The 14,379-nt window shown below is 40.8% G+C and carries 11 protein-coding genes and 1 pseudogene; 5 read left to right on the top strand and 7 right to left on the bottom strand.

Translation table 11 applies throughout. The annotated features are described in order from the left end of the window. On the top strand, nt 1–78 hold a 78-nt coding region (locus BN1044_RS06660; RefSeq protein ID WP_217492950.1), incomplete at its 5' end, for an IS1 family transposase. Nucleotides 79–143: 65 nt separating this feature from the next. Here BN1044_RS06660 and BN1044_RS06655 read toward each other — a convergent pair. Both BN1044_RS06655 and BN1044_RS06650 read right to left on the bottom strand, forming a co-directional pair. Further along, nucleotides 144–1,460 (bottom strand): sigma-54-dependent transcriptional regulator, encoded by a 1,317-nt coding sequence (locus tag BN1044_RS06655; protein ID WP_040046662.1) that lies wholly within the window; start codon nt 1,458–1,460, stop codon nt 144–146. 13 nt (nt 1,461–1,473) lie between these two features. Next, nucleotides 1,474–3,306, bottom strand: a complete 1,833-nt coding sequence (locus BN1044_RS06650) for a sensor histidine kinase (protein WP_072308039.1) — start codon at nt 3,304–3,306, stop codon at nt 1,474–1,476. A 437-nt stretch (nt 3,307–3,743) separates the two neighbouring features. On the opposite strand from BN1044_RS06650, the gene aspT reads away from it, so the two are divergent. From aspT to BN1044_RS06630, 3 genes are all read left to right on the top strand, one after another. Continuing rightward, nucleotides 3,744–5,432, top strand: a complete 1,689-nt coding sequence (gene aspT, locus BN1044_RS06645; RefSeq protein ID WP_139130909.1) for an aspartate-alanine antiporter — start codon at nt 3,744–3,746, stop codon at nt 5,430–5,432. An 18-nt stretch (nt 5,433–5,450) separates the two neighbouring features. Next, nucleotides 5,451–7,037 (top strand): bifunctional aspartate transaminase/aspartate 4-decarboxylase, encoded by a 1,587-nt coding sequence (locus BN1044_RS06640; RefSeq protein WP_040046661.1) that lies wholly within the window; start codon nt 5,451–5,453, stop codon nt 7,035–7,037. A 379-nt stretch (nt 7,038–7,416) separates the two neighbouring features. Then, nucleotides 7,417–8,591, top strand: a protein-coding gene (locus BN1044_RS06630) for an IS3 family transposase (protein WP_139130908.1) whose coding sequence is annotated in 2 segments (ribosomal slippage) — nt 7,417–7,684 and nt 7,684–8,591 — 1,176 coding nt in all. Because the reading frame shifts where the segments join, the coding sequence is not laid out codon by codon here. 226 nt (nt 8,592–8,817) lie between these two features. Here BN1044_RS06630 and BN1044_RS06625 read toward each other — a convergent pair. Beyond that, the gene (locus tag BN1044_RS06625) at nt 8,818–9,561 is read right to left on the bottom strand and encodes a DUF1275 family protein (RefSeq protein WP_046450513.1); all 744 of its coding nucleotides are present in this window, start codon (nt 9,559–9,561) and stop codon (nt 8,818–8,820) included. Nucleotides 9,562–10,324: 763 nt separating this feature from the next. Here BN1044_RS06625 and BN1044_RS06620 point away from each other — a divergent pair. Then, nucleotides 10,325–11,068: a tyrosine-type recombinase/integrase gene (locus BN1044_RS06620; protein ID WP_040046659.1), complete on the top strand. Its 744-nt coding sequence runs from the start codon at nt 10,325–10,327 to the stop codon at nt 11,066–11,068. Here the strand turns inward: BN1044_RS06620 and BN1044_RS06615 are convergent. The 4 genes and pseudogenes from BN1044_RS06615 to BN1044_RS06600 all read right to left on the bottom strand — a co-directional run bounded on the left by BN1044_RS06615 (nt 11,065) and on the right by BN1044_RS06600 (nt 14,233). Next, nucleotides 11,065–11,667, bottom strand: coding sequence for a DUF2913 family protein (locus BN1044_RS06615; RefSeq protein ID WP_072308041.1), 603 nt, complete (start codon nt 11,665–11,667; stop codon nt 11,065–11,067). The two genes, BN1044_RS06620 and BN1044_RS06615, sit on opposite strands and share 4 nt — an antisense overlap. 182 nt (nt 11,668–11,849) lie before the next feature. Further along, nucleotides 11,850–12,106, bottom strand: a pseudogene (locus tag BN1044_RS06610) (Rpn family recombination-promoting nuclease/putative transposase); the annotation flags it as partial. A gap of 89 nt (nt 12,107–12,195) precedes the next feature. After that, entirely contained in the window at nt 12,196–13,149 is a 954-nt protein-coding gene (locus tag BN1044_RS06605; RefSeq protein WP_072308036.1) for an Rpn family recombination-promoting nuclease/putative transposase, read from the bottom strand. A gap of 352 nt (nt 13,150–13,501) precedes the next feature. Then, nucleotides 13,502–14,233: a replication initiation protein gene (locus BN1044_RS06600; protein ID WP_227743354.1), complete on the bottom strand. Its 732-nt coding sequence runs from the start codon at nt 14,231–14,233 to the stop codon at nt 13,502–13,504. Nucleotides 14,234–14,379: the final 146 nt, after the last annotated feature.

Here is a 14,379-nt window from a genome sequence, read left to right as displayed (position 1 = left end):
ACAATCTGCTTCTCACGCTCAATTGAACTACATGAAAAGGTCACCGGGGCCTTCATTGAAAAAAACATATTCTACTAATTGAAATCATTACCCTTTTGCTGACTTACCTACGGTAATGCGACAGAGTCGATGAACACATATCTTTATTTTAAAGAATATTTTTTTATTTTATCTGAGAGTGTGCTTTTAGGTATTTTTAACGCTTCAGCAGTTTTAGTTAAACTTCCTCTTTGACGATTTATTTCAAGAATAATGAGACTGCGTTCAAAATGTTCAACCATTTGAATAAGTGAATTAGCACTTTCATCAAATGAAGTGTTATGCTCATCCTTGATCCCAAGCACAAACCGCTCGGCATAATTTCGTAGTTCACGTATATTCCCAGGCCACTGAGCTGCCATTAACTTATGAAGCAATACAGCCTTAATTTCAGGTGCAGGACGATCAAAACATGCTGATGCTTGAGAAACAAAAAGATTGAAAAGCAAAGGAATATCTTCAATTCTATCACGTAGTGCTGGTAAATGAAGATTAATAACACTCAACCGGAAATGAAGATCAGCACGAAAAAGGTTATTTTCGCTAAGTTCAACTAAATTAGTTTTACTTGCACTAATAATACGAATATCAATAGGTATAGTTTTATTTGAGCCTAACCTCTCAAAACGCCGCTCTTGCAAAACACGCAAAAATTTTACTTGCATACTGAAAGGCATACTCTCTACCTCATCGAGAAATAGCGTCCCCTTATCTGCATATTCCAGCTTCCCAATCCGGGTTTCCGTTGCACCGAGAAATGCACCAACCTCATGACCAAAAATTTCGCTATCAAACAATGATTCAGGTAGTCCGCCACAATTAAGTGCAACGAAGGGGCCTGATCTACCACTAAGGTCGTGTATACAGCGCGCCGCAAGTTCCTTACCGGATCCTGTTTCGCCATAAATCAAAATATTTGTCGGCGTCATCGCAATATCTTTTATTGTCTCACGAACCTCAGTGATAGCCGATGAATTCCCAATAAGACGGCTCTCAAGTGCGCTTGCATCAGCAAGTTTACGACGTAATTGGTTGTTTTCATAGATGAGACGTCGCTTATCAAGCGCTCGGCGTACTATATTCAGCAATTGTTGAGGAGTGAAAGGTTTTTGCAAAAAATCATATGCACCATTATGCATAGCTTCTACGGCAGTTTCTACATCACCATGACCAGTAATAATAATGATAGGAACATCAGGATTTATGGCGTTGAACTCTTTCTGGAATGTAAGTCCACTCATGCCAGGTAGTTTCATGTCCGTCACAATTATACCGTGCTGCTTCAGCTCAGGCAGTAAAAAACGTGCGTCTTCGACAGAGCCAACTCCAATAGCGCGTTTATTATCTAATTTCAGCGCCTGAACGCAGCCATGTTGAATATCTTTATCATCTTCAATGATTAAGATGTCTATATCGTTCATAAATGTTCTCCAATTAATTATCTTTATGCAATGGTAGACGAATGATAAAGCGTGCCCCTGTTTCGACATTAACCGCTGATAATGAACCTTTAAAAGATTTTATGATATCAGCAGAAATAGCGAGGCCCAATCCTAATCCATGTGATATTTTTGTTGTAAAAAAAGGTTCGAAAATATGTTCAATAACGTTGAGCGGAATGCCTGGGCCATTATCTTCAATTTCAATAACAGCGGAATCACCATCCTTATACCATTTGGCCGTTATATTACCCGCCGAATTTTCATGCGAAATAGCATCAAGGGCATTACTGATTAAATTGACTAATACTTGCTCAAGTCTAAGGTTATTACATAAGCAATAAATCTCACTCGATGGTGGTATGCGAGTAAATGTAAAGTTATTTTTTTTAAATTTATGACTCAATAACAACATTGCATTGTCTATACTGATTTTTAACGAAACTGAGCTTATTGAATCATCACCCACACGAGAGAAAGTACGTAACTGATTGCTTAACTGACCGATAAAATCAACTAATCGAGCAATTCGCGCTAAATTTGATCGAGCTTCTTCCCATTCTCCTATTTCGATAAAACGCATCGTATTTGCTGAAATCATGCTAATTGCTGCTAATGGCTGATTAATTTCATGTGCTAATCCGGCAGAAAGCTGCCCAATAGCTGCGAGTTTTTCATTATGAAGCAACTCTTTTTGCATATTTCGAAGAATATTTTCACTATTGACTCGCTCTTTTATTTCCGCCTCAAGATTAATTGTTTTTTTTGCAAGTTCATACGTTCTTAGCATGACAAGATTTTCAAGCGATCTATTTTTTTTCTTTAATGCTTGCTGTTTTTCAATTTTCAGAGATAAAATTTTATTTCGTTGGACAATTATTTTGAATAGTATTGCACAAAAAGCAAACGTAGCGATGATTCCCCCTATTTTAGGCCATATTGCCTTAAAAATAGCACTCATGGGTAAAAGCCTTACTAATGTCATATTGATATCGCTAACATAACTCTCACTTGCCATATAGTACTTTTTGGCTACGCTAACAATCCATGAGTCGTCATTTTCTTTTATTATATTCCTATAATCTAGCATAGGAATATCATTGACCCGATATCTCTGTTCTTCCGATATTTTCTGATACTGTAACTTAGGTAATGGTGAGATTGAATGATAAAACCAATTCGGATTGCTAGAACTTGCGATAATGTCATGTTGATCTAAAAGAATTATCTCACCTTCACCGCCTCTAGTATTGATAAGATCATCTAAATTAACTTTAACTGAAATAGCCCCTATCTTCTCGCCATTCCAACTTATTGAGTTAACTAAAAAGTAACCTGGGATACCGTTTGAGACCCCAACACCAAAGTATCCAATAGTATTATCTGTATCTGCATTTATAAAGTAAGGTCTATGTGAAACATTGCAGCCAATAGCGCTTTCGCATTGTCCAAAGTCACTTGATGAGATTATGTTACCGCCCAGGTCAATGATATAGATAGAGAGGGCGCCTGTGCGCACTTGGATAGACTTTAAATATCTATTCATTTCTTTTGTTTGCTTTTTAGCGTCTTTTTCTCTGAGTAAGTTAATTATTTTTTCGTCACGAGATAATGAGTACGGCATAAATTCGTAGCGTTGTACACTTAAATTCAGTGCTAAGCCTATCTCATTGAGTTGTTGCCTCAAGAGTATTTTTTGGTTTTTAACCTCGTTTACAATAACATAGCAACTATAAATCAGCACCAAAGAAAATATGATAACGATTAAGACAAACTGTTGTAGCTTAGGGTCACGCAAAATCTGGTTGTGCTGATGATGTTGTGGCATTTTGTTTATCTCGCAGAGTCACTGACGTCCAACATAACAGCATGAAGTTAAAACACATAAAGGTAATCCAGTCAATAATAACACATCGATGTTAAACAGAATACTAACGGATATTTAGTCATTACCCATAAAATTAATGCGTGTATTTGTCTTTGGTCAGAAATAAAAAATAAATAAGATATGAAATCCGAATTACCGTAGATAATAAAACCCATTATTTCGGATTTTCGAAAAAGTTATTTTACTAGTGGTTTTTTAAATTTAATAACATCTAATTAAATTGACTCAGATCATAAATTAAAGCACGTCTTACTGAATATACTCAGCGCCGTTGAAGATCACTGAGTTAATGTTCGCATATGTACTTGTAAAAAATACTCTATGGAAATGATATTTTTTAATTTATAACTTCTTTCTCTTATGAAGAGGGTTGTCGTGTGTTTCTAATTCATTCAATTTTTCAAATGTCACCTGAGATAGCGCTATTTCTTTCTCTAGCTATTGGTACATGGATAGGGAAATTCAAATTCGGTAAATTTCAGCTTGGTGGTGTTGCCGGAGCACTTGTTATCTCTGTTGCTTTAAGTCAATTCGGTGTAACCATTGATGACGGCATTAAAGCTGTTCTTTTTGCTCTATTTATTTATGCAGTTGGCTTTGAAAGTGGGCCTCAGTTCTTTAAATCTCTAGGTTTGAAGTCGATAAGAGAAATCATACTTGCTATTGTCATGGCCGTGAGCGGACTCCTCACCGTTGTCATTCTTGCAAGAATGTATGACCTAGATAAGGGCACTGCAGCAGGCATTGCAGCCGGTGCATTGACGCAATCAGCTATTATTGGAACAGCTAGTTCTGCCATCGAAAAGCTAGGCCTTTCACCTGAATTATCCCAGCATTTACAGGCTAATGTTGCTATCGGATATGCTGTCACCTACATATTTGGCTCGTTGGGCGCGATTATTATATGTGTCAATATTCTCCCTTGGTTTATGCGCCGAGGTTTACGTGAGGATGCCATAAAAGCAGAAGCAACACTATTAAATGGCGCTAGAAATTATGGATTTGGCGAAACGCCTGCACTTCCTAATATTGTAGGCCGAGTTTTCAAAGTCACATCTGCTGCTGGGTTGACAATTTCTCAACTAGAGAAATCTGCGACTGAAGGAAAGATTACCGTTGAAAGGCTTAAACGCTCAGGTGATATCATTGGTTTAAGTGGTGAAACGACCTTAGAGCTGGGCGATATTATCCTCATTGTTGGTCGTCGCAGTAGCGTAGTCCAGTTGGATGAAATAGTTGGCCCTGAAACTAAAGATAATGATGGGATGGAAGTCGTTATTTCCACCCGAGATATCATTATTACCAATAAAGCCTATACGAATAAAAAGATTGCATACATTTCCAGCACAGCCACTCAGGAGCTACGTCACGGTATTTATTTCCTACAGCTCAAGCGCGGGGAAGGTTCACTTCCTTTAGTCGGAGAAACGCTCATCAAGTCTGGTGATGTTGTCACTGTTTATGGCGTGAATGAAGATATCCAGCGCTTTGCAAAAGAGGTTGGTCCTGTTATCAGCGTTAGTGAAAAAACAGATCTCTTATTCCATGGGATTGGTGTTTCTGTTGGCCTGCTCATTGGTCTCGCCGTCGTTCATATTGGCTCTATTCCTCTCACATTAGGAGCCGGTGGTGGCGCGCTATTTTCTGGGCTTATTTTTGGCTGGTACCGTTCACGCCATATGGTGATGGGAAATATGCCAACGCCAGCATCTACGCTGCTAAAAGACTTAGGGCTTGCTGGATTTGTTGCTGTAGTAGGACTTCAGTCTGGTCAACAAGCCATTAGTACTATTGCCCAAAGTGGAATATCCATCTTTATGATCGGTGTCGCAGTCACCATCATTCCGCTATTTATTACCATGCTTGTTGGTCGATACATTTTGCATTACGACAATACCGCGATATTTGCAGGCGCCCTCTCAGGAACAAGGAGTGCAAATCCTGCTTTTGGCGAGGTATTAGAAAAATCCGGTAATTCTGTACCAACAGTTTCTTTTGCTATCACATACGCGCTTGCAAATGTATTCCTTACATTGCTTGGGCCATTAGTTGTTGCTTTTGTTTAACTATTAATAGAGATAATCATGACTGACTTTAAAGAACTTGCTCAACTTAGTCCATTTGAATTAAAAGATGAATTGATTAAACATGCATCAGGAAATAAAAATAAAACCATGTTAAATGCAGGACGTGGTAATCCAAACTTCTTGGCTACACTACCACGCCTCGCGTTCTTTCAATTAGGTCTATTTGCTTGTAGCGAATCTGAATTATCGTATTCATATATGAAGCAAGATATCGGTGGTATCCCTGATAATGAGGGTATGCTGGAGCGCTTCGAGCGTTTCATCAGCGATAATTTGCAACTGCCTGAAGTTTGCTTCTTACGTAATTCATTTAGCTATGTAAAAGATCAGTTAGGCCTTTCTGGTAAAGATTTCATTCAAGAAATGGTAGAGGGTATTCTTGGATGCAATTATCCAGTTCCTTCTCGCATGCTGACTATCAGCGAGCAAATTGTTCGCCATTACTTATTGCGCGAAATGTCCGGCAGCGATGCGTCTACCGACGACATTGAAGTTTTCGCTGTTGAAGGCGGTACTGCGGCAATGGCATATATTTTCGATACCTTAAAAGAAAACCGCCTGCTTTCAAAGGGCGATAAAGTAGCAATCGGCATGCCTGTTTTCACACCTTACATTGAGATCCCACAGTTAGAAGAGTATGGACTGGAGATCGTACCAATCAATGCTGAACCAGAAAACAACTGGCAGTACAGTGATGAAGAACTTGATAAACTGAAAGATCCAGATATTAAAATCTTCTTCTGTATTAATCCAAGTAATCCTGCATCGGTTAAATTAGATGACCGTTGCCTACAGAAAATTAGCTCTATTGTTAGCAATGAGCGAAAAGATCTGATTATTTTAACCGACGATGTTTACGGTACATTTGCAGATGATTTCAAGTCCTTATTTGCTGTATGCCCTTATAACACCATTCTGGTTTACTCATTCTCGAAATACTTTGGTGCAACAGGATGGCGCTTAGGAGCTATCGCGACACATAAAAATAATGTCCTTGATGATAAGCTCTCCGCGATGCCTAAAGATATCAAAGAGGAGCTACATAAACGTTACTCATCCATTATTACCAATGTAGAAGATCTGCATTTCATTGATCGTCTTGTTGCTGATAGTCGTGCTGTAGCGTTAAATCATACTGCCGGCTTGTCGTTGCCACAACAGATTCAGATGGTTATGTTTAGTCTGTTTGCTTTAATGGATGAACACGATGAATACAAAAAAATTCTCAAGAAAGTTATCCGCCAGCGTCAATGTGCACTTTATCGCGAGCTAGGCGTTGAAGTTCCACAGGATGGTCAGTCTGTTGATTATTATACGCTGCTGGATTTAGAGTCGATTGCCACTCAGCTTTATAACGCTGATTTTGCCCTGTGGCTTCGCAAAAACTTCTCTCATAATGAGCTTCTTTTCCGCATCGCAACTGAAACGGGCGTTATTCTGCTGCCAGGTAAAGGATTCGGCAGTCAACACCCATCTGCTCGAGCCTCTCTGGCAAATCTGAACGAATATCAATATGCTCAGATTGGTAAGATGTTACGCGAGATGGCTAAAGAATATTATGATAAATATTGTGCAATTAGCTAATTCTGTTTAATAAGTAAAATAGCACCTCCAGTGGAGGTGCTATTCGCCAATGCCGTAATATACCTAACCATGCATCTACCGAAAAAATCGCAAAAGTCGATTTATGCATAGCGTTAAAAGTGTAGTAATATCGAGGAAATGGCCATACTATACATTATTAAATATGTGTCTACTTCCTGATTGCTTTGATATCACCCTCCCCTCATTGTAACAATTCAGATTAGTATTAGCATAACACTGCATACCTCTAAACTTAGAGTATACTACTGCGCGAATTTATATAACTATATATGGATAAGTAATATCTGTAGTGGCACACTGAATTTGGCCACCTGAATAGAGGTGATATCATCACCTCATAGTCAACACAGGTGACATTATGACCGGACGTAACAGACGTAATTTTAGCCCCGAGTTTCGCCTCGAAGCTGCCCAGCTTGTACTCGATCAGCATTACACCGTTGCCGCCGCTGCCACGGCAATGAATATCGGCAAATCCACGATGGATAAGTGGGTCCGCCAGTTGAAAGAAGAAAGAGCGGGAAAATCACCCATAGCTTCACCAATGACACCCGAGCAGATTGAAATACGTGAGCTGAAGAAAAGAATTCAACGCGTTGAAATGGAAAGAGATATATTAAAAAAGGCTACCGCGCTCTTGATGTCAGACTCCCTGAACAGTTCTCATTAGTTGAGAAACTCAGAGCGCGGTTTCCCGTTGCCGTTGTGTGCAATGTGTTTGGGGTTCATCGCAGCAGCTATAAATACTGGCGGCAGCCAAAGAAGCCTGATGCCACACGTGTGACATTACTCAGTCTTATTCGTGAAAGTTATCGCGAAAGTAAAGGCTCCGCAGGTGCACGTAATATTGCCGCAATGGTCACCACTAAGGGCGTAAAACTGAGCCGCTGGCGGGCAACAAAGCTAATGAAAGAACTTAATCTCATCAGCTGTCAGCAGCCTGGCCATCGATATAAGAAGGCGTCTAAGGAACACGTTGAGATCCCCAATTATTTGGAACGCCAGTTTGCAGTAACAGAGCCTAATCAGGTTTGGTGCGGTGATGTGACTTATATCTGGACGGGTAAACGCTGGGCTTATTTAGCCGTTGTGCTTGATCTGTTTTCCCGTAAACCGGTTGGCTGGGCGATGTCATTTTTCCCGGACTCTGCATTGACAGGTAAAGCGCTGTCCATGGCCTGGGAAGCACAAGGAAAACCCGCTAATTTGCTGTATCACTCGGATCAAGGTAGCCACTATACCAGCAGGAATTTCAGACTGTTACTGTGGCGATATCAGATAAAACAAAGCCTGAGTCGCAGGGGGAATTGTTGGGATAATAGTCCAATGGAACGGTTCTTCAGAAGCCTGAAAACAGAATGGGTGCCGGAATATGGATACGTAAACTTCAGCGAAGCCAGCACAGCGATAACAAATTACATCACGGGATATTACAGCCAGCTCAGGCCTCATCAATATAATGGTGGTTTGACGCCGAATGAATCAGAACGATTGTTCTGGAAAAACTCTAAAGACGTGGCCAGTTTTGCTTGACCACTACACATCTACTAGATATGAATAGATGTGACTTAACCTATTCAAAGAATCAATAAAACCTTTCAAGGTAAATTTTGGCCTGATGGTAAATATTATGGTTTAAGTAAATTGAGTCATTTGATTTAAAGTTTCATCTATTTCACACAACAAGACATATAATATCATCTTATTGTATGGAATATTTTATTTATCACTATTAGTGGATATTTATGCCGAATAACTTTTATGTTTTCTTTAAATTACTGTGCTTTACCCAAACCCTAAATGTTATTAACAATAGAATGAAAAATGCCAGATATAATCCAAGGAAATCAAATTCTTGACTCAATTTGACGGTGATAAATGCTCCTAAAAAGAAATGGATAATGACCATAATGTAATGTCTTCCTTCATCAAGATCTTGTTTCCGTTGGGATATGTCATTCTTTTTGTTGCATGCCTTAATTATATGAGTGATCATCAAAATATAAACAGTCGTGACTACAGATGTAGTAGTTGGATAACTCGTCCCTCCACTTTTTATTATATAGTTTTGTATGTACATAAATACTAATCCAATAGTCACTAGTGGCATTACGGATGCATTTGGTGTTAAGTGTAGTAAGTTATTAGTATACATGTAATGACCTAGCTGCATGAATAATATAAGGAAAAAGCACGCAGTACTGAGGCCTATGGCATACCCATATAGAGGGCTACTTTTTTTAAAGGTATAACGGTCCGCAACAAATTGATGACCAGCACCTATTATCATCCATATAACAACGATGAGAATATGATATATAGATGAAAAATCAAATGAATTCTCAGCTAAGGAATTAATACCAAAAACCATATTTGATGTCATGTATCCAATAAGTGCTTTATAAAGGAATTTAAAACTAATGATTTCAATGCTGCCACCAATGAAACTCATCGCGTAATGGATTTCATGATTAACTGTTTTATATATGCTAATCTTATTCATTATTTTCTCGAAGTCATGGGATTATACTTATTTGAATTTATCATTATATATGGCTTAGTCAACTAATATAGCGAAAGGCTTTTTTTCAAAATATTTCAGTTCAATTTCATTTAATGTTTTAGTGAGCATAAAACAAAATAAAGAGAATATCATCAACAAAATAATAAAATAATCCAATTTTATTATTTAATACCAAAAATTTTAAATCCAGGGCTTACATTTAATTTCAAAGTGTCAAATTATATTTGATGCCTAGATATATTCGCTTAAGCACACTGTTTGCTGTTGATTGGCCACTTACGTCGTAATGTATCTTAACTTAACTTTTTCTCCATCATCTCTTACTGACTACTCACCTAGGTATCTCATTATCGGGTTATTCACATGCTTGCTCTTTGCACTACCTTGCTTTTATCTCACTGTTGGGTATTTCCGCCAGAATCCCCAAAGGCCATACGTAGCCTTGCAATTTGGCTGCAGGCCTTGCTGGCTGTGGGTTCGCAAACCTCATAGACTGCGTTAGCGCTGTTCTGGGCGTGCTACGGATATCGCTGCTGTTTTGTTTTTTACGCTTATTTCGTTTTTTCCCCAATCCTAGCACTGACCGATCACCGATTTATTCCCCTTCCCTGTTATCATCAAGCTCGGCAAAATAGTCACTAAGAAACTGTCTTTTGAATTTTGGCCACCTGCCAACGCGACACCATGGCAAGTATTGTGTGTTTTTTGTACCAAAATACACGAGATTGCGGAGATTAAAAAATTGAGCCTGATACCCCACAATCTAGAACAGATTTCACGTAGCGCGATCGGTTTGCCGGGTGACTATGCGCGCGCTGTTCGCTTACGTGAAATGGCCATCGCCGCCGATCTGGATGTGCCCCGCTATTTATTGGCGCCGGAAATTTCAGTGCTCCTTAGCTATCTTCCTGATTTGCGTCAGCGGGTATTGATTGAAACATTATGGAACACTGGTGCTCGGATCAACGAAGCATTGGCGCTCACGCCGAGTGACTTTTTTTTCAACGCGGATATGCCCTTCGTCAGACTGCGGACCTTGAAACAACGGGCTCCGCGAACTCGAGGACGTCCGACGAAAGAAGAACAGCAAGAAGTACCGTTTCGGGCGGTGCCTTTGCCCGATGAAGATTACGTTCGCCGACTGCAGGAATATTTTGCGACCTTTAGACTGCTGACGCGCCGAGCGACACCGATGTGGGATGTGGCCAGCCAAGAGACCCCCCGTAACTGGCTAAAAGCGGCGGTGGAAAGAGCAGAACGTGACGGCGTTACATTCTCAGTGCGGCCTATTACGCCACACACATTTAGGCACAGCTATGCCGTGCATCTGCTGATGAATGGCATACATATCAAACAGGTACAGGCATTAATGGGGCATAAGAGAATGGAGAACACGGAAGTGTATACGAAGATTTTTGCGCTCGATGTGACGCCTGATTTGAGTTTTTCGATGTCGCCGGCACAGGCCAAATTAATGTTGCGCTAGTCCGTCATACGAAGATGAAAAACGGAAAAGCCTTCATGCTCAGGTTGCTGTTGGGCGCGGAGGTGGCTCTGTTCTAATAGGGGGAAAATACCGGAGATATCCCCAGTGAATCGTACCGCGAGTGTTTTGATAAGTTTTCCATTCTCATCAAAAGAGGGCTGTAGATCCTCTTTGGGTGTATAGATTGCGCTGGCAGTATTAGAGCCCTTCCAATGCTGATCCCACTCTTTACGTGAGACCATAAAATCTAGCCAACCCATTGTTTTTAATGTCTCAACGAAGTACGTAAATCGAAATAAATCACTTTGGGCAGCTAATTCTTCAGCACTTGAACGGTATATATACTCTACTTTTTTGAGTAAGTTGGCCCCGAACCCATATTTTTTACCCTGAGCGAGCAGCCATATAATGTCTGGCGCAACGCTTTTTGGAAACAGCTTGCGCTTTTGGGCTGTTAGCAGCCATTGCATGACAAACACATGCTGCTCCAGCGATGAATGCGCTTTTCCTTCTTTTTGGGCTAGGCGTACTGATGTTAGAAGACACCAAGCCAGATGTGCTAATTCTGATGTGGGACGCGTGTGGTAAGGAACCGTCATATCAGTGCTTTGTGTTGAATGTAATGATGTGGAGAATATTAGCATAAGGATATAAACGTCGTGTAAATATAAGGGTTTATTTATATAAATCAGCCTATTGAGCATTCATCCATCTATTGGAGAGTCAGTATGGGGAGAAAACAGAGTAGTGGCTATCCCATAGCTGTTGGACGTTGAAATGTTTAGTGAGGAATTTGCGCCAGCCCGTATTCGGAAAGGCCGGTCATTTTCATAACGGTATTACAATCGAGACCGTTTTGCAGCATGGTACGGGCTATTTTAAGGGTGGCTTCACGCTCACCTTTTTCAATACCACGTTGTTCCCCAAGCTCTATACCTTTCTCTATACCCTGCTCGATACATTTTTGTTCAAGCTGTTTGCGATGGTCATGAGTGCGTCTCCGTATTGCGACACACGCTGTGCCAGTTCGCGAACAAAGATACAACCTGTATTGAATCGTCGGAAGTATGGATGGTGGATAATGCCAAGAAAAGAGAACGACTAGCGAACGCTAGTCGTTGAAATATTTAGTGACGGATCTGAGACAGATCATCCTCGGAAAGGCCGGTCATTGCCATGACGGTATTACGGTCGAGACCGTTTTGCAGCATGGTTCGAGCTATTTTAAGGGTAGCTTCACGCTCACCTTCTGAACGGCCTTCTTGTCTACCGAGTTCAATGCCTTTCTCTATGCCCTGCTCAATACCTTTTTCGATGCCTTTTTGTTCAAGCTGTTGTGCGATGGTCATGAGTGCGTCTCCGTGTTGCGGCACACGCTGTGCCAGTTCGCGAACAAAGGCTTCGGCGTCTGACGTATTGCCTGCCTGTAAGATATAGTGTACCAGCGATACCACCTGTGTTGAAGAGAGATATCCCGCCAACAGGGTTGCGGCCAGTTTGTCGATTAACTCCGCAAGATCCCGCTGATGGATATGTTTTTGCAGTAATGTCAGTGCGGCCATACGACGATGGTCAATAATCTCATCGTCAGGAATAACAGTGACATCAACCAGTGGGAAAGCGGTGCTATAAAGCTTTGTTGCAAGCTCAGGGTTATCAAATTCATCCAGCCAACGAGTGGAGTACGGGTAAGGACTACGCTTACCGACATAAAACAGCACGGGTATCATTAGCGGCAACTTTTTATGGCCTGCTTCAAGGTGGCGTTGCATAGCCGCGACAGAGTAACGCAATAACCTGAACGCCATATGTTTATCTGGTGATGACTGATGCTCAATCAACACATGCACATAGCCATCCCCTTCCATCGTTTTCACACTATAGAGCACGTCGCTGAAGTACTGACGAAGATCATCCTCGACAAAAGAACCCGATTCCAACTTCAGCGTACTGAGGTCACAGATAGCACGCAGCTCAGTGGGAAGGTGCAACTCCATAAAATCGCGGGCAATATCAGGTTGTGCGAGAAATTGCCTGAATGTCGCATCATGAGGCGTTGGGGTCGTGCTTTTCTTTTTCATCGTTTCTGACTCTGAGAATGACGCCTGTATTTTACCATAAAGACAGATGATGTCCTTTATCCCTCATACAAGCATGGTGAGTTAACCTATGCGTTTTACTTTCTCTTCTCTCTGCGTAGAGTGAGAATGTATGGGAAATAGCCCAACTTTGCCTATTCTTATCAAGAACAATAATCGGGGATTTAGGGTAAGTTTGCGAGAATAGGCTATGGAGCGATCGAGCAACTTTTCAGCTAGTGACATCAGAAGCTATGGCTAAATTAAAAACGGGGGATCTCTAGATGCCATTTTTTGTAAGCAGACTGCTGATCTGAAGAGGACATAAAGAAAGAGTGTGGGAAACAGGCCAACTTTAGCCGTTCCTGTCAACAATAGTGAAAATCAGTTTTCCATCTTCATTTTGTGTCATAGCTGCTTTTAACGGTGTGTTTTCGTTGATTTTCTTCAGCGCAGGGTTGAGGAATGTTCGCTTCATTTCTGCAAAATTGTTGCGCTGAGATTCTGGGAGAAGGAATCTATCGGACAACCAATCTGGTGTTGTGATCCAAATACCAGATGAGCGGAATTGGCATAGACTTTCATATAAACGAATAACCCTTACACTATTGATTTTTCCGCAGTCATAAAGCGAATAAGTCGTGAACTGGCTCGTTAACCCCATCAAATAAGGCATGACTTTATAGTTAAATTCAATTTGCCATTTTCCCCTTCCCCGCTTCAACCCAGCTTCAGCCAACCATGGTCGTTTAACCTCTTCGAATTCACCTTCGCGAGGATAGAAAGTCACATTGCTGTCTGCTAGAGCACTTACACCTTTTTTAACGTCAGTGGAGGCGGTATCAACGCCAACCTTAAAAAATTTTTGGTAATCAGCCACCGTGATTGTGAATAACGGTGAAACAGATTCCGGCTCATCTTTTAAGTGGTAGCACTGCATCAAGCAAAGCCAAAGGACGCGCTTAGCTTGCAGAGGCAGGTAATACGCAGCTTCAGTCAATTCATTTGACTGACTGATATTTATCGGTTTTTTAGCAAGACGAGTGTTTTCAGTCATCGGCGTATGGGGTGAATTTGTAGTACCCATATACTGGCATGCCTTGTCGCTAGCGACAAGCAAAATGAAAGGTTATCCACTGCAGATTCAGAAAAATCAAACTTGGGGTATTTCCCATAGTAACTTGGGGCATTACCCATAATTACTTTGTGTATTACCCACATAAACTTGTGCTA

Origin of the sequence: Hafnia alvei, assembly GCF_900095695.1 — a bacterium.
Classification (GTDB): Bacteria; Pseudomonadota; Gammaproteobacteria; order Enterobacterales; family Enterobacteriaceae; genus Hafnia; species Hafnia alvei_B.
Note: the sequence above shows the minus strand (reverse complement) of the source record. Positions and strands in the feature narration are given on the sequence as shown.

Bases quoted from the DNA above. Each gene is read 5' to 3' on its own strand.
- BN1044_RS06605 (WP_072308036.1), bottom strand. From the start codon at position 13,149: ATGAAAAAGAAAAGCACGACCCCAACGCCTCATGATGCGACATTCAGG.
- BN1044_RS06625 (WP_046450513.1), bottom strand. From the start codon at position 9,561: ATGAATAAGATTAGCATATATAAAACAGTTAATCATGAAATCCATTAC.
- BN1044_RS06655 (WP_040046662.1), bottom strand. From the start codon at position 1,460: ATGAACGATATAGACATCTTAATCATTGAAGATGATAAAGATATTCAA.
- BN1044_RS06640 (WP_040046661.1), top strand. From the start codon at position 5,451: ATGACTGACTTTAAAGAACTTGCTCAACTTAGTCCATTTGAATTAAAA.
- BN1044_RS06650 (WP_072308039.1), bottom strand. From the start codon at position 3,306: ATGCCACAACATCATCAGCACAACCAGATTTTGCGTGACCCTAAGCTA.
- BN1044_RS06615 (WP_072308041.1), bottom strand. From the start codon at position 11,667: ATGACGGTTCCTTACCACACGCGTCCCACATCAGAATTAGCACATCTG.
- BN1044_RS06600 (WP_227743354.1), bottom strand. From the start codon at position 14,233: ATGGGTACTACAAATTCACCCCATACGCCGATGACTGAAAACACTCGT.